Consider the following 18,513-nt stretch of genomic DNA (forward strand, 5'->3'; position numbering starts at 1 on the left):
ACGCCCGCCGCACCCGTGGCCGGCCTGCCGCCGACGCTCCGGCCCGACCGGATAGTGCTCGAGCTGCCGGCATCAAGAACTGCCGTTACGCGCTCTGGAAGAATCCGGAGAACCTGACCGAGAAGCAGCAAGCCAAGCTCGCCTGGATCGTGCAGACCGACCCTCGCCTGGCCCGCGCCTACTACCTAAGGAAGGTCTGCGCGTGATCTTCAAGCTGCCTCTCGGCGAGGCGACCGAGGCTCTGGACAAATGGGTCGGCTGGGCCCGCCGCTGCCGCATCCCTTCCTTCGTGAAACTGCAGAAGAGCATCGTCAAGCACCGCACCGCGATCCTCGCTTCTATCGAGCACGGTCTCTCCAACGGCCGCGTCGAATCCATGAACACCAAGATCCGCCTCATGACCCGCATCGNACTTCACATCACCCGACGCGCTCATCGCCCTCGCCATGCTCAGCCTCGGCGGCCACAAACCCGTACTCCCCGGCCGGAATTAACCCACGGAAGAGTCAGGAGAGCCGGTTTTTTCAGGTTTTTGTGGGTAGGTTCGTGGTAGGGCTGTTGGTGTGCAGATTTCAGATTCCGTAGCGCGGAGATATTCGGTGTTGCGTCCGCATCTGGATGAGCGGCAGCGGCTCCTGTTGCTGGGGGTGGAAGCGACGGAGCTGGGGCGAGGCGGGATCAAGGCTGTAGCGCAGGCGACGGGCGCGCATCCGGACACCGTCGCGCGCGGAGTTCACGAGTTGGATGGAGACCCTGCGCCGCAAGTGCGGGTGCGAGCTGCCGGTGGCGGTCGCAAGAAGTTGGCCACGACGGACCCGGAACTGTTCGTGGCGCTCAAGGCGCTGGTGGACCCGGAAACTCGCGGAGACCCCATGTCACTGTTGCTGTGGACAACGAAATCGACCCGACATCTCGCACGCTGACGTGTTGACCCGAATGGGGCCTACGGTCTCTGATCGCACGGTCGCTCGGATGCTGCACGAGCAAGGGTTCAGCTTGCAGTCGAATCAGAAAGTTCTCGAAGGTCACCAGCATGAGGACCATGACGCCCAATTTCGTTACCTGGCCAAGCAGGTCGCCGAGCACGTCGCCGCCGGGCAACCCGTCATCTCGGTTGATGCGAAGAAGAAAGGACTCGTCGGAGCGTTCAAGAACGGCGGGCGGGAGTATCAGCCCATGGGAAAGCCGGAACGAGTCAACGACCACGACTTCCCCGACAAAGACCTGGGCAAAGCGATCCCATATGGCATTTATGACGTCTCCGCGAACACGGGGTGGGTGTCCGTGGGCACCGATCACGACACCTCAGCATTCGCCGTTCACACCCTGCGCCGCTGGTGGGACACGATCGGCAAACCCCGATACCCAGACGCCACACAACTACTCATCTGCGCCGATGGTGGCGGCTCAAACGGCTACCAAATCCGTGCCTGGAAAATGGAACTCGCCAAATTCGCCGCCGATACCGGCCTCCAGATCACCGTCAGTCACCTTCCCCCAGGAACCAGCAAATGGAACAAAATCGAACACCGACTGTTCTCCCAGATCACCCTGAACTGGCGGGGCGACCCCTGAAAACCCACCAAATCATCGTCGACCTAATCAAGTCAACAACCACCACCACCGGACTGAGCGTGCACTGCGTCGACACCGACGAGTACCCCACCGGCCTGAAATACACCACCGCTGACGTCGACGCCCTACCCCTCACCCGCCACGAATTCCACGGCGAATGGAACTGCACACTCAACAAACCCGACACGCCGTAAACCAACCGATATTATTTCTTCGCGGGCCCTTACGGAGTAATCACGGCCTTGATGCAGGAGCTATCCGCCACCGCTTCCAGTGCCTCTGCGTACTCTTCCAGGGTGAAGCGATGGGTGATCATTCCCTCGGTGCGCACACGGCCGCCGCGAAGCGCCGTGAGCGCCCGGTCGAAAGAGAACTGCTGCGCAAAGGATCCTTTGATCGTTAGTTCCCGGCGGAAGATATCGTACGGCGGCACGGCCCACTGCGCGGCCTCGGCAGCCATCCCGTAGACGAATACGGTCCCACCGACTCGTGTGAGAGGGATTGCTTGTTCGAGGGCCGAGAGCGAGCCGCTCGCGTCGATCACAACATCGAATCCCGGCCCGGCCAAGTCACGGAGACGAGCCGACGTGGCATGAGGATTGGCACGATCGACGAGCACGGTCTGGTCGGCCCCACGTTCCTGCGCGATGTCGAGCTTCGCCTGGGTGGGGGCGGCAACGGTCAGCGAACCAGCGCCGGAACGAGCGAGCAACTGGGCGAGCACGAGACCCGTCGGGCCCGCCCCGAACATCAGAACGCGAGATCCCGGCTGTAGGGCGAGCACATCCAGGCCGTGTACAACACACGCGGTCGGCTCGGCAAAGACGGCCACTTCGGGATCGAGATCGTTGACGACAAAACACCGGTTGGCGGAGGCGAGCACGAACTCGGCGAACCCACCTGGCGCATTCACCCCTTGTGCGAGGATGAATTCACAGAACGCCGGACGTGCTCGGCGGCACTCTGTACAGTGCCCGCACGCGGCGGTGTTATCAAAGGTCACCCGGTCACCGACCCTGAGGCTGTTGACTGCCGAGCCGAGCTCCACGACCTCTCCGGCAATTTCGTGCCCCGGAATCAGGGGATAGGTGGGTCCGAACTCACCATGGTGCAGGTGCAGGTCCGTACCGCACACGCCCGCTACGAGTACTCGAATCAACACATCGTGGGCGCCCGGAACCGGAATGGGAACATCCCTGAGTTCGAACTTACCCGGCTCGTCGTAAACGATTGCTTTCACACTGACAACCTCTCTAGATTTTTTCGATGTCGACGCCGAGAATCGGCCCGACCACTTCGAGACGTCGCACGACATCGCCAACCGCCATAACGGCATGGTGCGACGGAAGCTGCTCGACGTAGCGGTAACCGTCTTCGACGCGCAGGACCGCCCCGTTCAGGCAGTCGGAATTCGCGTACTGCTGGTAGTTCGTGAGCTTTGCGGGAGCGACTGTGAAACTCTTCATCGTGCTGGCGATCTTGACGATGGTGATGTCGCCTTCTGGCAACCGGGCATCTAGGACGTGTGCGTTCGCATCCACGATCTCCAAAACCGGGGGACGGACCGTCCACTGGGTTGCCCACGACTGGGGGATGACGCCGACGAAGCCGCAGTGCGCCGTGAGGATATGATTCTGCGGATTCTCAACGGGCGGAAAATACGGAATCTTTTCGTGCTTTAAGGCGGCGTTTCCCATGAGGAACGGGTAGAGGTTGGTCATGACTGCGGGCGTCCGAAGCGTTTCCCAAGTGATGAACTGGGTGATCATCGACGTGAGATCTGCTTCACAGCCCCACATCAGACCTCTCTCCTCGAACAGCAGGTTCCACGCGAGACACGGCGTTGTGGTTGACGTCTCCGACTCATTGAGGCAGTTGATGCCGGCCGCGATCACGTCAGGCGTTTCGTCGAGCTCGTCGCTAAGGGCAAGCTTGAGCCGAAGAGCATCCGCCCTCGCGCGCATGGCGAGACCGGCGATAGGGACGATCGGCGCAATTCGCGCCATCTCCGCGTCCACTCGCACGCTCGGGATGCTGAGTGCCCGCGCCCAGAGCTCCTTATAGCTACGCCGTTCTACCGTGACTCCGAACGATGCGGAGAGATCCTCCACGCATTCGTCCTCCCACCAGTAGAACCGCTTGAAGATGTCGGGTTGCTTTCCTGCCCCGAGGTTGTCCTGGTACGCGAGCATCGTTGCCCCCGTGAGTCTTTTCTTCACCGCGAGCGCCCGGCAGAGATCGTGAAACTCCTCCAGCGACGTGGGGGCGATGGTCTTGACCCCGCGGCGGCTCAGGAAGTCGCGAATCTCCCAGTCCCACATGGAGACGGTGCCGAACTCCGACGTAATGATGAGGATGGGGAGGTCGATGGCCGCGAATTCCGGGAGGAGGCGGTAGGCGAGTCCGCTCATGTCAGGAACGACGATCGCGCTCGAAGCGGTGTCCGCCGAGTGAGTCGCGGCCTGCGCGATCTGCATGGGTTCATGCCATTCGACAAGACCCGCGCTGAGAGACTGCAAGAGGGAGAACTGCCGACGGAAGGATTCCGTCTGATACGCCTCGAGGTAAATTGGCAGTAGGCGGGGGAGCGCGCCCGGAGGGACTTGTTGCGACGTGGGGGCGATACTCATGGGAGCTCCTCGGGCGTGTGCGCTGGCAAAGGCGTTTTCAGATGGAAGGGATCGTCGTTCGCGTCGGTTGTGACCCGAACTCCAAAGCGAAATGTCCGAGTCTCGCCCGGTTCAAGGCGGATCGCCGCGGACTGGTCGGAGCGGTTGAACGCATTGGTGATCACTTCGACAGGTTCGATCGCTAAGGACCGCCGCGGATCTCGTTCCAGCGCATCCGCCGTGTATGCGTGGACGCCGCCGCGTTCCTGCCACACGTCGAGGCCGAGCCCACGTGCCGGATCGGTGAGAGTCGTGTGAACACGCCCGTCCGGTGATGGCCGCACGTCGACGTAGCACGAGTCGATCATCTGATCACCGATGTAACGAGGGTGGGTGAAGTCGAAAACATCGCTCGCACCGCCTAGTGGGACGTAGGCGGCCGCACCCGGAAGCGGGAGGAGATTCTCGTCAGTGGCGACGCGGGTTGCGGCCGGAATCTCCAGTTCGAGGAGTTCGAGTGGAGTGTCATCAATACGGAAGTACGGATGCCACCCGGCAGAGAATGGTGCAGTGGACGCGCCAACATTCGTACCGATAACGTCGATGGCGAGTTCATAGACCCCGAACGTGTATCTGACGGCGAGATCAATCGCGAAAGGGTAGCCTGGAAATTTATTCGGTCGAATCTCGCTGTTCCGAAACACGATTATCGTCGCATCCTTGTCGTGCACCACTTCTGCCACCGAGAAGTCCAGGAATCGCGCGAGCCCGTGCAGCACTACTCCGTCGTCAAATGGTGATTCTCCGACGGGGAAGGTCGCACGCTGCCCTTCGAACGTGAACTGGCCTCCCTCGATGCGATTGGTGAATGGCGCCATGATGGCGCTCCGGCATCCGGCCTGCTCATCGATTTCGGACGATGTTCGATAACCGTCGATCAGGTCGAGATCTCCGCCCCCAGTGCGGACACGCCAGGACAGTAGCGCGGCTCCGCGGAGGGACACGTCGGCTACCACAAGACCGTTGTCTCTGATCACCCGAACAGTGCGGTGCTCGCCGACCATTCCCTCGTCGATCCGGGCTGAGGGCGTTGCACGAAGTTCGGAGTCGACCCGCCCGGTCATTCGGTACCGCGCATCTCGGCGAGAGTCGCCTTCATGAGGCGGATCTTCTCGAGCGCATCGGCGCCGGAGCGCATCGCCACCCCGGTGGCGAGGATATCGATAATGACGAGAGCGGCAAGGCGGCTGACAGTGGGCGTGTAGAAATCGGTGTCTTCGAATGTCACTGCGGGAATCTCGAGGTCAGCGAGCAGTGACAGCGGTCCTCCCCCCCCGGTGATGGCGATGATCGTGGCGCCCGCCGACTTGCCCGACTGGGCGACCCGGAGCGTCGATTCGGTGTGGCCGGTGTTCGAGATCGCCACGATGACACTGCGGGGCCCGCTCATTGCGGCGGCGATGAACTGTTGATGGAAGTCCATGGGGGCGAAGCAGGGTACCCCGAACAGCGGATGCTTCTGTTGGGCGTCCAATGCCACGATCCCGCTCGCGCCGGTGCCGATGAAAATGATCTCGCTCGCGCGGGACATGGTCTCAATGACGCGCGTCATAACGGCGTCGTCGAGGTGTCGACGCGCTCGGTCGAGGCTGCTGATGGTGTGGTTGAATACCTTCGCTGTGAGATCCGACGGGCTGTCTCCCTGCTCGATCGCAGACAGGGTCACCGGAAGCCCGAGAGCCACCGTCTGAGCGAGCTTGATCTTGAATGAGCGAAAGCCGTCGAACCCGATGGCGCTGCAGAATCGCATCACCGTTGGCTCGCTGACCTTGGCGGCATCGGCGAGTCCTGCCATGTTAAAGTCCATGGCTCGTACGGGGTCCGCGAGGATCAGGTCGGCGACTGCCATCTCGGACGCGCGTAGGCCGTCGCGTTTCGCGGCGATCGTCTCCAGGAGAGTTGTTCTCAGCAGCGCTTCTTTCGACTGAATACCTATGGTCATCGCGTTCCCCTGGCTAGGTCGGACAGCCGATCGAAGGCAGGGCCCGAGGTGGGAATGTCGATGTGGAAGACCTCACCGATGACCTGCGTCCACCCGTGAAGAAAGTATATCCAGCCATCTTCGATGTGCTGGAGAGTCGAGGCCTGCGACCGCGATTGGTCGAGGAAGACGAGGTCACCCCGATAATTCAAGTCCCAGGCTAGGCCGTCCTGCGGAAATACGGAGGCATTAGTGAGAGGGGAGCCCGGAGCGTCCTTGCCCAGCCCGGTCGCATTTACCATGAGCGACCCGGGGGCGAGCCGTCGAAGGATACGGTCGTTGTCCTCCGGAGCCGGGGCGAGGACGTACTCTATGGGCGTGTCGGTTCCGAACGCGTCGTACACGTTGCGCAGATGGTCGAGCCTGGGTTGCGACCGGTTGCTTACCACCATCGAACTGGGCCGATTGGCTCCGAGAACGGGCTGCGTGAGGTACCAGCTAATTGCGACGGTCGAGCCGCCAGCACCCATCGACAGCACCTGTGCCCCGGTCGATGCCCAATGGCCTTCTGGGACAAATGCGTCAAGCGCGAGACCGCCGGAGATGGGGTCCTTGGCATGGCAGGTAAGACCCGCGGGCGTCTTGGAAAGGCAACTCGTCTCGCCCATCATCAGCGCAAAGCGATCAGTGACGTCGAACAGGTCGGCCGCGGCCCGGTAGAGGTCGATCTTGTGGGTCGTCACCAAGGCGCCGAGACTTAGTTCGTCCGCTGCGATGAACTCGACGACGCGACGGTAGTCCTCCGCGGGCGCATGCAACGGTAGGTCGATGCCCTGAAGGCGAGCACCGTTCAACCCGAGTTCGTCGGCCCATGCGGGGAAAACCGTCTGAATCGAGGACTTGCCCGTGGTGACGCCGATGAAGTACAGCGTAGGAGCCTCGGCCGGACGCAACGTCGTAGGCGTCATGGCGGTGAACGTCACTGCCGCGCCTGCCTCTGGGGGTTTGCGTCGGGTGCATAGGATCGATGGGCCGGGTTGTCCCTCAGCGCCCAGCCGCCGTTGCCATCGGTGACGACCAGTTTCTTCATTCCTCCGGCATCTCTGATGATGCCGTAGTCCTGTCCGGCGTCAGTCGGGTAGCAGAACAGCGTGGTGAAGGGGCCGGGGCCGACGTTGACACTTCGGTGGATCCAGTGCCCGGGTACGTGGACAGCGACACCGGGGGTGATTTCGATGGCCCGGCTTTCTCCGTCCATAGTTTCCATCAACATGACGCCTCGCCCGGACAGGCCGAAGTAGAGCTCGGCCGCCGAGTGCTGCTTATGGATGTGTCCACGGGTCATCGCGTACTCGTCGCCGATCTGTCCCGCCTTGATAGTGCTGACGCCGATCGTCAGCGCTCCACTGCCCTGATCTATGGCGCTGCTCTCCACCCAGTAGACCGGCTCCCCGCTGTCTTCCGTCAAAGCAGCTCGGTGGGCAGCCTCGTCCTGATAGACGCCGGAAAGGTCGGAAAGGAATTTCTCGTAGCGCGCGTTAGCGCCAATGAGCCGACCAAAGAGAGCAACGGGCGTGAGCCCGACCGGCTCGGTGCGCGGAACCGGTGAGTCGGCGACGGTTTGGGTGGGATGAGTCATGATTATCTCCGTTATCGGCGGGTAGGGGTCGCGCGAGTGATCCACACCAGGATTACTGGTCGGCGAACCACGGCTCGAGTCGCCGGTAGGCGTCGAGGAAACGGCGGTGGGAGGCAACGTAGACGCTGTGGCGCTCGGGGGACGGCTGGAACTCACCGGTGAGTGCTGACAACTGTCCGGCGACCTCGAAGCTCGGGAACATCCCCACCGCAACGCCACCGACCACCGCCGCTCCGAGGGCGGTCGCCTCGTCCACCAGGGCGCGTCGTCGAATCGGCCGTCCCCACACGTCTGAGAAGATCTGAAGCAGCTCCGCAGAGTTGGCCGCACCGCCGATGGCATCGATGCTTCGAATGTCTGCCCCGTTTGAGGCGAAAGCCTCCAGACTCGTCTGGAGGTTGAAAGCGACACCCTCGACGACCGCTCGGACCAGATTAGCGGGGCCGTGGTGCCGGGCGAGGCCGATGAATGCGGCACGGGCCTGCGGGTTCCAGTAGGGCGAGCGCTCGCCTAGAAGGTGCGGCAGAAAATATAGGCCATCGGTGCACGCATCGGCGTGGGAGGCGGAATTTAGAAGCCTCTTATAGTTGCCACTCCGCTCGGGTTCAAGGGATTCGACGATCCACTGGAGAGATGCACCGCCCGCCTGCATCGTCGCCGTTGGCACGAAACTTCCCGGAATGACGTGGTTGAAGGTCATTGTACGCATCTCAGGGTCGTGCAGTGGAGCATCGGCCGCGAAAGACACCCAGGAAGAGGATCCGAGGTACGCGTACGCACCCGACGACGCGCTGATGATGCCCGAGCCGAGCGCTGCCATCGGGCCATCGCCGCCGCCCATAACAACGGGAGTCCCCATGAGGAGCCCGGTCTCCGCGGCAGCGGATGCCGTCACTTTGCCGATAATCGCAGTTGAGGGCACGATATCGGGGAACAGGTCCGTACTCACGCCGGCAGCGTGCAGTAATTCCTCTGACCACTCGCCGACCGACTGGTCGAAGGCGTTCGTGCCACTGGCGTCCGATGGATCGGTGGCTATGACACCGGTGAGCCGGTAGGCGACGAAATCCTTCGCGCAGACCACATGACTGACGCGTTCGAAGATGTCGGGTTCGTTGTCGCGGACCCACATCACCTTCGACAATGAGTAGGTGGGGTTGAGCCGGTGCCCTGTGATGGCGTAGCCGCGCTCCATTCCCACGCGCTCGACCAGCTGTGCGGCCTGGGCGGACGATCGCGTATCGGCCCAGATAATGGCGGGCCGGACCGGTGCGCCATCGGAGTCAAGCAGCACGGCACCCATCATCTGGCCCGAGAACGACACGGCCGCGATCTTCTCTCGGGCGCCGGGTGAGGCGTCCAATAGCCGTCGTGTGGCCTCGCACAGGGCGCGCCACCAGTCCTCGGCGTTCTGCTCGGCCTTCCCGTGGGAGCCGAAATCACTATCGTAAGGGACGGTCACGGTAGTAACGACGTGTCCAGTCGTGTCGACCAGCGTCGCCTTGTTTCCGGTGGTGCCCAGATCGTGGGAGATAATCACAGTGATTTCCGTTCAGAAAGAGGGTGGCCTCGTTGCCGCCGCTGGGTCAACGCAGTGAATAGCCGCCATCGATAAGCAGCTCGGTGCCGCAGCAATAAGCCGCTTCGTCGCTCAGGAGATAACCAACGGCTCCGGATATCTCCGTGAGCAGAGCGAAGCGACCGAGGATGGTACCTTCCAACCATTGATCGTGCATGTGCTTCTTGAGGCTGTTGAGAGGCGTATCGACGTAGCCGGGCGATACCGCGTTGACACGTACTCCGCGTCCGCCCCACTCGACGGCAAGCGACCGCGTCAAGGCAGAGACGCCGGCCTTGGACGTGTTGTACACGCTTTGGCGCTGCGGGAAATTGACCACGGCGTTTCCCGACATCGAAGCCACATTGACGATTGACCCGCCGCCTCTCGCGAGGAGTTCGCGGCCAAATTCGCGGCAGGCAAGGAAGGTGCCTCTCAAATTGACGCCCATCACCCGGTCATAGAGCTCCAGAGGCATGTCCTCTGCGGCCACGTCATCTTCTACGATGCCGGCGCTGTTGACCAGGTCGATCGGCGAGTCATCCTTCGCATACAGCTCACGGACCACCCGGGAGACCGACTCCTCGGAGCTGACATCGACTTCGAATGCCTCGATGTCGGGGTGGCGTTCGGTCGGGAGTCGCAGATCGAGAGCGTACACAGTGGCGCCCTGCTCATGCAGGGTTTTGCAGATGTGTGCTCCGATTCCGCCGGATGCACCGATAACGGCGATACGACGGCCTGAATAGCGCTGGGACATACAGGACTCCTTTGACACTCTGTACCGGCCAGACATTTCTGCACCGGCCATCCATTCGGACTAGCTCAGTGATGTTGTAGATAAACTACACGCACGTTGGCGCGCTGCGCAATGCCAACCAGAAGTTGCGTGAAACATAAACATTGTGAAGGCACCTTTCGCGGGAGGGGCGATAGCGGGCCCCGCCGTGGCGGGACGGTGAGTGGCGACTCGAGTCGCTCATGCCGCGCGATGCGGACGGCTCGAGGTGGTGGTTTCAAACCGCCCAACAACCAGGCGAAAAACAGGGAAATCCCGGTATAACAACGATCCAGCCGAGCAGCGCGGCCGCCATTCCTCCTATCCCGGGGGTCGGCGGCACGTCGCGGGGCCCTTCGTTCTCGCGTGTTGATCTCTACCTCACGTCGGCAGGTCTCCGGGAAATTTCATCGAGAACTTGACCCGCCGTTGACCGCCGTGCAATGCTGCTCCATGTAGTAAACAATCTTCTTTGAATTTGTGCCCGAAGCCGTGCCATAAGACCTTGGAGTGTCTCAACGATGAACAACCCGCGATTTTCGCCCATGTCGCGCAGGCTCCAGCCGGTGAGCCTAGGCGCCGTTCTCAACCGTTTCGGCCTACTGATTGTGATCCTCATCGGCGTTGTCGTCATGAGCCAGCTGTCTCCGGTATTCTTCACCCGCGTCAATTTCACGAACGTTTTTTACGTGGCTAGCCTGGTCGCGGTCGTCGCGATAGGGCAGATGTTCGTCCTGCTCGTCGGGGGAATAGACCTCTCCGTTGGCGCCGTCGTCGCAGTCTCGTCAGTGCTCGCAGTGGGCCTCGCGCAGGATTTTGGATTGCCAACTTGGCTTTCCGTTCTCGTCGCGCTCCTCGCCGGCACGGCATTCGGCTTCGTCAACGGCTTTCTCACGACAAAGTTCCAGATTTCTGCGCTGATCGTCACCCTCGGAACCCTGAGTATCGCGCGAGGGTTCGCCTTCATTTACACGGGCGGAAGCAACATTGCGCCGATTCCCCCGGAACTCCGGGCAGCAGGGAGGGCGTCCGTTGCGGGCATCCCGGTCGTCATAATCTTTGCTTTGGTCATCGCGATCATCGCCCACATCGTCTTGTCGAAGACGCGGTTCGGCCGGTCGATCTATGCTGTGGGAGGCAACCCGATTGCCGCCCGACTCTCAGGAATCCGCAGCGACCGCATCGTGATCATCGCCTTCGTGATCTCAGGATTCCTCGCAGCCGTGGGTGGCCTCATGATCAGTGCCCGGTTGGGTGCAGGCTCGGCGTCCGCGGGGACCGGGCTGGAGCTTACCGTCATCGCTGCGGTGGTGATTGGCGGAACGAGCCTTTTCGGTGGTGAGGGACGGGTACTGGGAACGCTCCTCGGCGTTCTCCTGCTCGGGCTCGTGCAGAACTCCATCAATCTGCTTGCAGTGCCGGCGAACGTTGACTTGGTGGTCAGCGGTGTCGTAATCGTACTCGCGGCGGGCGTGGACGTGTACCGCCGGCTCCGCCTCGAACCGGCGCTGGCCCGTCGCGCGCTCGAAAAACAACACGCAACCGCGGTGCCCACTGCCGAGCAGAACGAACGTTCCCGCGTGAAATCCGAAGAGAAGACCTCAATCTAACCAAGCCGCTAATCCATTCATCGATTCATACAAAGGAGTAGATCCATGTCACACAGCAATTTCACGGCAGGCGTTTCGCCAGATCGACCGAAAAAGCGCAGTAGCCGCAACCCCATCGGGCTGCGTGGGCGTCTCGGCCGGTTTGGGTCAGCGGTTGCGATCGGCTCGGGGCTGGTACTCATTTTGGGCGCCTGCTCCACCCCGGCGGAAGGCGGGGACGCCGCCGCCAGCGACGGCAGCGGCGTCGACGGCAAGCAGATTTCTTACGTCAGCTTCGGCCAACAGTACGAGTTCATAGTGGGGCTCACACTCGCCATCACTGAGAAGCTCGAAGGTGCCGGCGCCACCGTGACGGTGCTCGACGGCCGGTCGGACCCCAATCTTCAGACCACTCAGGTGCAGGACTCGCTCGCGAAGCAGCCCGACGCGCTGATCATCGATCCCGTCGACCCGACGCTCATGATCACGGGGTTTGAAGACGCAGCGGCTCAGGGCGTTCCCGTTTTCGCCCCCGAATCACGTCCGGACGACGTCGAGTACACCGGATGGGTGGGCTACGACAGTATTGCCGCCGGTGCGATGGGGGCCGACACCCTCGCGGGTCTCGTGGGCGAGAAGGGAACCGTTCTCCAGCTACGCGGCGCAGAAGCATCCCAGCAGGCGCAGCTCCGAAAGAAGGGGTTCGACGACCAGATGGCGGCGAAATACCCGAACATCACGGTCCAGGATCTCAACACCGAATGGACCGCGGAGAACGCAAACTCCATGGTCCTCGACGCCTTCACCGCAAACCCTGACATCGTGGGAATTTGGTCGCACAACGACGAAATGCTACGCGGCGCGTTCGAAGCACTCGACGTGCTCAAGTTGAACGCACCGGTCGGCGAAGAGGGCCACATTGCCGTGGTGGGCCACGATGGAACGCCCCTCGCGCTGGAGCGGATCCGCACCGGCGTGCAGGATGCCACGGTTGCATACGACGCAATCGGCATGGGCAACGAAATCGGGGAGAAGATTATCGCCTACTTTGCCGGCGACGATTTCGAACAGGACACCATCCTGCAGCCCTACCTGGTCGACGAGTCGAACGTGGACGACGAAAACCACTGGGGCAACCTTCCCGCACTTCAGTAGTCAGGCAGCGCATCCGCCGTCGCGGGGCCGCGCTTCGATTGATTAAGCATCCATCGTGCGGACCACGCGATGACCCAAGGCAAAAGAATACACAACCCGTGTCACGAAAATCAATGGAGGAACAATGGCTTACGAAAAGAAGTCCGTCTGGCACTACAGCGAGATTGAAGAAGACGAAGAGACCGCCCGGTTGATGCCGGGCTTCGAAATCCAGTACATCATCACCGACGAGACCACCAACGACAACGAAGGCGCTGTGTTCGGTCACTGCATCTTCCCACCGAAATCGCAGCACTTTCCGCACCGCCACCAGGCTGCGCAGGAGGTCGTCTACGTCTTCAAGGGCCGAGTTGTGAACGGATCGGTTGACGAAGACGGAGTCATCACCGAAACCGAGTGCGGCCCGGGCGCGGCGACACACGTAGCGAAGGGCCAGATCCACTGGACCCGCAATCCCTATGACGAGCCCGCCGAGTTCGCATTCGCGTACTACGGAGCGCCCAGTCTCGCGAAGAGCGGATATGTCGATCACAAAGACGACGTCCCGATCGAGAACGTGGAAGTAACCGGGGAGCTCAAGCACGAGTCGCTCGTTGACAAGGATCTCGCGAAGTTCGCGTGAGCTGCGCCAGGTAACGGGTTGTCGGGCGTTCTCCAGACGTCCTCCGGAGAACGCCCAACAACTAAACCATCCCAAGAGCACTTATCAGTTGGAGTGAGGAAGTCATGCGCATTATTCAAGTCGGGCTCGGTTTTTGGGGAGCGGATTGGGCCACGGTCATCGCCCATTCCCCACACACCGAACTGGTCGCACTCGTCGACTTTGATGAGGCCGCTCTCCAGGCCGTGGGAGATAAGTTGGGAGTCGCGCCCAACTTGAGATTCGCCTCGCTGACGGATGCACTGAAATCGGTAGAAGCGGACGCGGCTCTGGTTGTCGTCCCTCCCCACGTGCACGAGAAGGTCGCGTTGGAAGCACTCGAGGCCGGGCTGCACTGCATGATCGAGAAGCCATTCACCACGTCGATCGCAAGCTCGCAGCGCCTCATCGACGCCGCCGACCGACTCGGCCTGACAATCATGGTCACGCAGAGCTTCCGGTTCCGCCGAGGCCCCCGCACTGTCAAGCGCTTGATCGAGGAAGGGGCCTTGGGAAGGATCGAGACGGTATTCGGCCGGTTCCGCAAAGATCCCGCTTTCACCGGATTCCGGCTGGAAATGGAAGAGCCGCTGATCGTCGACCTCGCCATTCACCACTTCGACTACATCCGGGGAATATTCGGTCTCGAGCCGGCGACGGTGCGAGCTCGAAGCTTCAATCCCAGCTGGAGCAGGTTCGACGGCAATGCCACCGCGTTCGTGGAGTTCGAGACCGTTAGCGGTGCGATGATCTCGTACACCGGGTCCTGGGACTCCCGCCGTCCGCACACGTCCTGGGATGGTACCTGGGAGATACACGGAAGTCATGCATCCCTGCTGTGGGAGTACAACCAGATCTTGCTCTTCCCGCATGGGAACACGATCGGAGAAACAGTATTCCGCCTTGGGGCGCTTGAACGGGCCGATGACGTGCTCGAGATTCCGCTCGACCCGGTGGACGAAGAGGAACGATGGGGAACCGTCAAGGAATTTGTGTCGTCAATCAAAAACGGGCGCGAACCGGAGACCAGCGGCATGGACAACATACGATCACTCGGCGTGGTGTACGCGGCCGTCGAATCAGCCAAGAGCGACGGCGCGGAAGTCAACCTCGAGGAGTTTGTCCGCAGGGAACTGAACTCCTGATGGACTACCGAACCCTTGAATTCGATCTCGGATCCGTTCCAAAGGGCTCCGCGATTCTCGAGGCCCGCGGAGTGAGCAAGTCGTTCCCGGGCGTGCGCGCACTCGACAATGTCGACCTCACGATCTTCGCCGGACAGGTCACGGCGCTGTGCGGCGAGAACGGCGCCGGAAAATCAACGCTGATCAATCTGCTGTCCGGAGGGCTATCGCCCGACGAGGGCCAAATCCAAATCGGTGGGCACCCGCTGGAGCACACTCCGGCCGGCGCGATCGCTGCCGGAGTCTCGACGATTCACCAGAAGCGACAATTTGTGCCCGCCATGACCGTCGAGGAAAACGTCCTTCTGGGCAATTGGCCCACCAAGCACGGCTTTGTTTCCGGGCGGGAGATGCGAAAGCAGGCGCTCGAAGCGCTTCAGCTCGTCGCTCCTCACCTTCCACCGGACAAACTGGCCCGTTATCTTTCGCCCGCCGAGGCACAGGAGATCGACATCGCTCGTGCCCTCGCGCGACAGTCCCGCATCCTGATCATGGACGAGCCCACGACCGCGCTCTCGGCGCCGGAGGTCGATCGACTCCTGACCCTCGTTAACCGGTTGAAGGACGGAGGCCTCGGCATTCTCTTTGTCTCGCACTGGCTCGATGAGGTTCTAGAGATTGCCGACCACGTCACAGTGTTCCGGGACGGGAGGCTCGTTGGAACGAAGCTCGCCGCGGAGCTCGATGCTCCCGGGATCGTTTCGATGATGGTGGGTCGCGAAGTAACCGACAAGCCCATTCCGCCGCGAGAACTCGGCGACACGGTTCTGAAGGTTGAGAACCTGACGAGGCTGGGCCTGTTCAACGACGTGTCATTCGAGGTGAAGAAGGGCGAGATCGTCACTCTTGCCGGTGTGGTCGGTGCTGGCCGAACCGAGGTCGTTCAAGCCATCTTCGGGGCCGACAAGTACGACTCGGGCAGCGTCGAAGTCGACGGGGTGAAGGTCCGCGGGGGGGATGTTGCATCCGCCGTGATTGCGGGCCTCGGCTTGGTACCTGAAGAACGCCATACCCAAGGCCTCGTCGACCAACTCAGCGTGGGCGACAATATGAGCCTTGCGGCGCTGAAGTGGGCCTCCCCGTGGGGCTGGATGTCGCACGCGAGGGAGACCGTCGTACAAGAGCGGTACTTCAAGGAGTTGTCCATCAAGGCACCGTCCCCTGCGGTTCGTGTGTCGACCTTGTCGGGCGGAAATCAACAGAAGGTCCTGATCGCCCGCTGGCTGGCCCGTAGGCCAAAGGTTCTCATCTTGGACGAACCCACAAAGGGCGTCGATGTGGGCGCAAAGTCCGAGATCCACGATGTGATCAGCGGCCTCGCCCACGCCGGTATCGCGATCCTCCTCGTCACATCCGAATTGCCGGAGGTGCTCCTGCTGAGCGATCGCGTGCTCGTTATGCGCCAGGGACGATTGGTAGCGGAAATAGCCAAAGCCGACCTGACCCAGGAGGCGGTCATGGGGCCGGCTACCGTCGACGCCGCAGCCTAGCGCGACGGGCGACCGGTCGATTCCGAGCCCGCATTGTTCACAACCAACGATTTGCAAGGAGCATGAAGAAGTGACGATCAGAAGCGTGCACCACACGGCCATCATCGTGAAAGATTTGGACCGGTCAATCTACTTCTACCAGGACCTGCTCGGCCTTACGCTTTCTCAGGAGCCGAGCGGGTGGATGGAGGGCGAGAGCCTAGCCAAAGGAACGGGCGTGCCCGGAGCGAGGCTTCGCAACGCTTTGTTGCGGATCGGTTCCGATGCGACCCTCGAACTCCTCGAGTACGACAACCGGCCGGTCGATAATGACCAACCGATTCAACAGAACTACCTGGGGGCAATGCACATCGCCCTCCGAGTGGATGACATCACCGCCAAGAAGGCCGAACTCGAGTCCAAGGGCGTGCAGTTTATGGCCGACGTGAATGCCTTCGACGAGGGTGCATTGGCCGGTTGGCGTTGGGTGTATTTCCGCGACCCCGACAACATCTCCCTCGAACTCGTGGAGGTGGCATATTCCAACGAGGACGAGCGCAAGACGCGGATCAGGGACTACCTCGACACGCGGCCCTCGCTCGAGTCCCTCATCTGACTCGAGTCCTCATGTGAATTGACGATGGACTCGGCTGACTTCAAGTACACGTGCAACTCGATCGTCTACAACCGGGAGCCCCTTTTCGGCCAGCTTTGTCTGACTCCCCACAATGGCTACGACGCGATCGTGTTTGGTCGGGAATCCGATCAGTACGTGGCGGAGGATATCCGGCTCAACGACGCATCGCCCTTGCGGTCAGTTCGGTCTGAAGCATCTAGTTCGGCGATCAAGACCTGATTCACCCGGACGCAGGCGCGAGAGGAGGGTACCGACTACGGAGAGGAGATGGTCGACTTAGCTTCGGCGGTGGGAGCACCACGATCGTTGTCGGACCTTCCCGGGTGGAAAGCTCAAGCTTGCAGCCTCCCCGAAGCCGGTTGCATCAGCCGGGAACTCGACACTCTGCGTGCGGTGTTCGAGGAGGCGACCGGCGAGGACGCGATGAGCGTCAAGCGCATCGAAAAGAGCTGCTGTCACTGGAGCAGACCTACAAGGACCTCACGGACAAGCCCCGCGATGCCGGCATCACCTTCGAGTCGACCGGGATCGACTATGTCGTCGTCGACGAGGTGCACGACTATAAGAACCTCGCCACCGAGTCGAGCATTCAGGATGCCCGGATCGCCGGTGCGGGCCGGGCCACGGATCTGCATATGAAGCTCGAATACCTGCGCTCCCGGCACGGTGACCGCGTCGTGACCGTGGCCACGGCGACACCCTTGGCCAACAGCATCACCGAGGCCTACGTGATGCAGCGTTATTTGCGCCCCGACCTGCTCGAGAATGCCGGCATCGGTCACTTCGACGCTTGGGTGGCGACGTTCGGGCAGACGGTCACCGAGATGGAGATGGCACCCACAGCCACATTGAAGCGTCCGGCAACGGATGCGGAAGTGGCCACCCATTTCTCACAAATGGGCAAGGCACCGAGGCAGCCCGTCGCCGGATACGACCTGGTATTCACACCGGTAAAGAGCGTGTCCGTGCTCTGGGCTCTCGGCGACATGGACACCTCCGAGCGGGTGCGCGAGGCCCACAACGCAGCCTGGCAGGCCACCGTCGCCTGGCTCGAAACCGAGGCCGGCGTCACCCGCGTCGGGGCTGGCGGGGTCGCCCAGGTCGACACCCACGGCTTTGTTGCCACTGCGTTCGACCCCATCTGCACACCCACGTTGCCGTGTCGACGAAGGTGCAGGGCTTCGACGGGAAGTGGCGTTCGTTGGACGGACGGGTGCTGCACGCGCTCGGCGTTGCGGCATCCGAACGTTACAACACCCTTGTTGAGCAGGAGGTCCGGAACCGCCTCGGCGTGACCTTCGTGGACGAGACGCGAGGCCGGAACAAGCGCAGCGTGCGCGAGATCGCCGGCATCAGCCGGGAGCTGCGTGACTCGTTCTCGTCCCGTCGCGCGGCCATTGAAGATGCCTACGAAACCCTGGTGCAGGAGTACGTGGCCAAGCATGGCCGCACCCCGCCGAAGACGGTGCAGCTGAGCCTCGCGCAGCGGGCAACCTTGGAAACTCGCGAGGGCAAGAGCGCTCCGAAGAGTCTGACGCGGCAGCGCGCGGAGTGGCGGCTGGCCGCGGTCAGGATCATCGGCGAGGTCGCCGTGGACGCGATCGGAACGACGGTCCGGCAACGACGGCAGGTGTCGGCGCAGGACCAGAACCTTGCAGCGTTGAGTATCGACGAGCTCGCCGATCGGGTGCTGCACACG

14 protein-coding genes and 3 pseudogenes are annotated in these 18,513 nt (G+C 61.9%); 9 read left to right on the top strand and 8 right to left on the bottom strand.

Going from position 1 to position 18,513, the window contains the following annotated elements; translation table 11 throughout:
• Both E3O06_RS06525 and E3O06_RS06530 read left to right on the top strand, forming a co-directional pair.
• Positions 1-494: pseudogene (locus E3O06_RS06525) on the top strand (ISL3 family transposase); the annotation flags it as partial.
• Positions 495-569: 75 nt separating this feature from the next.
• Positions 570-1,769, top strand: a pseudogene (locus E3O06_RS06530) (ISAzo13 family transposase).
• 29 nt (positions 1,770-1,798) lie between these two features.
• Here E3O06_RS06530 and E3O06_RS06535 read toward each other — a convergent pair.
• From E3O06_RS06535 to E3O06_RS06570, 8 genes are read right to left on the bottom strand one after another with little or no spacing between them, the layout of a single operon-like run.
• Positions 1,799-2,815, bottom strand: coding sequence for a zinc-dependent alcohol dehydrogenase family protein (locus E3O06_RS06535; RefSeq protein ID WP_134502184.1), 1,017 nt, complete (start codon positions 2,813-2,815; stop codon positions 1,799-1,801).
• A 13-nt stretch (positions 2,816-2,828) separates the two neighbouring features.
• Positions 2,829-4,205: a hypothetical protein gene (locus tag E3O06_RS06540; protein WP_134502185.1), complete on the bottom strand. Its 1,377-nt coding sequence runs from the start codon at positions 4,203-4,205 to the stop codon at positions 2,829-2,831.
• Positions 4,202-5,308, bottom strand: a complete 1,107-nt coding sequence (locus E3O06_RS06545; protein ID WP_134502186.1) for an aldose 1-epimerase — start codon at positions 5,306-5,308, stop codon at positions 4,202-4,204. Before E3O06_RS06545 ends, E3O06_RS06540 begins: the two co-directional genes overlap by 4 nt.
• Positions 5,305-6,186 (bottom strand): SIS domain-containing protein, encoded by an 882-nt coding sequence (locus tag E3O06_RS06550; protein WP_134502187.1) that lies wholly within the window; start codon positions 6,184-6,186, stop codon positions 5,305-5,307. Before E3O06_RS06550 ends, E3O06_RS06545 begins: the two co-directional genes overlap by 4 nt.
• On the bottom strand, positions 6,183-7,148 hold the full coding sequence (locus E3O06_RS06555) for a shikimate dehydrogenase (protein ID WP_198415789.1): 966 nt from the start codon (positions 7,146-7,148) through the stop codon (positions 6,183-6,185). Before E3O06_RS06555 ends, E3O06_RS06550 begins: the two co-directional genes overlap by 4 nt.
• The gene (locus E3O06_RS06560; RefSeq protein ID WP_134502188.1) at positions 7,145-7,804 is read right to left on the bottom strand and encodes a glucose-6-phosphate isomerase family protein; all 660 of its coding nucleotides are present in this window, start codon (positions 7,802-7,804) and stop codon (positions 7,145-7,147) included. The genes E3O06_RS06555 and E3O06_RS06560 overlap by 4 nt, the downstream gene beginning before the upstream one ends.
• A 52-nt stretch (positions 7,805-7,856) precedes the next feature.
• Positions 7,857-9,344, bottom strand: coding sequence for a xylulokinase (gene xylB / locus E3O06_RS06565; protein ID WP_134502189.1), 1,488 nt, complete (start codon positions 9,342-9,344; stop codon positions 7,857-7,859).
• A 46-nt stretch (positions 9,345-9,390) separates the two neighbouring features.
• On the bottom strand, positions 9,391-10,122 hold the full coding sequence (locus E3O06_RS06570; RefSeq protein WP_134502190.1) for an SDR family NAD(P)-dependent oxidoreductase: 732 nt from the start codon (positions 10,120-10,122) through the stop codon (positions 9,391-9,393).
• Between the two features lie 584 nt (positions 10,123-10,706).
• Between E3O06_RS06570 and E3O06_RS06575 the strand changes: the two genes are divergently transcribed.
• The 7 genes and pseudogenes from E3O06_RS06575 to mobF all read left to right on the top strand — a co-directional run.
• Positions 10,707-11,750, top strand: coding sequence for an ABC transporter permease (locus tag E3O06_RS06575; protein ID WP_166788126.1), 1,044 nt, complete (start codon positions 10,707-10,709; stop codon positions 11,748-11,750).
• A gap of 45 nt (positions 11,751-11,795) precedes the next feature.
• On the top strand, positions 11,796-12,884 hold the full coding sequence (locus tag E3O06_RS06580) for a sugar ABC transporter substrate-binding protein (RefSeq protein WP_134502192.1): 1,089 nt from the start codon (positions 11,796-11,798) through the stop codon (positions 12,882-12,884).
• A 124-nt stretch (positions 12,885-13,008) separates the two neighbouring features.
• A complete protein-coding gene (locus tag E3O06_RS06585; protein WP_134502193.1) occupies positions 13,009-13,506 on the top strand; it encodes a cupin domain-containing protein in 498 nt (165 codons plus the stop codon).
• A gap of 104 nt (positions 13,507-13,610) precedes the next feature.
• The gene (locus tag E3O06_RS06590) at positions 13,611-14,669 is read left to right on the top strand and encodes a Gfo/Idh/MocA family protein (protein ID WP_134502194.1); all 1,059 of its coding nucleotides are present in this window, start codon (positions 13,611-13,613) and stop codon (positions 14,667-14,669) included.
• A complete protein-coding gene (locus E3O06_RS06595; protein ID WP_134502195.1) occupies positions 14,669-16,198 on the top strand; it encodes a sugar ABC transporter ATP-binding protein in 1,530 nt (509 codons plus the stop codon). Before E3O06_RS06590 ends, E3O06_RS06595 begins: the two co-directional genes overlap by 1 nt.
• Before the next feature lie 70 nt (positions 16,199-16,268).
• Positions 16,269-16,793, top strand: a complete 525-nt coding sequence (locus E3O06_RS06600) for a VOC family protein (protein ID WP_134502196.1) — start codon at positions 16,269-16,271, stop codon at positions 16,791-16,793.
• A gap of 851 nt (positions 16,794-17,644) precedes the next feature.
• Positions 17,645-18,321 (top strand): annotated as a pseudogene (gene mobF, locus E3O06_RS17950) (MobF family relaxase); the annotation flags it as partial.
• Positions 18,322-18,513: the final 192 nt, after the last annotated feature.

The sequence above is a fragment of the Cryobacterium glaciale genome, from assembly GCF_004402535.1.
Lineage (GTDB): Bacteria > Actinomycetota > Actinomycetes > Actinomycetales > Microbacteriaceae > Cryobacterium > Cryobacterium glaciale.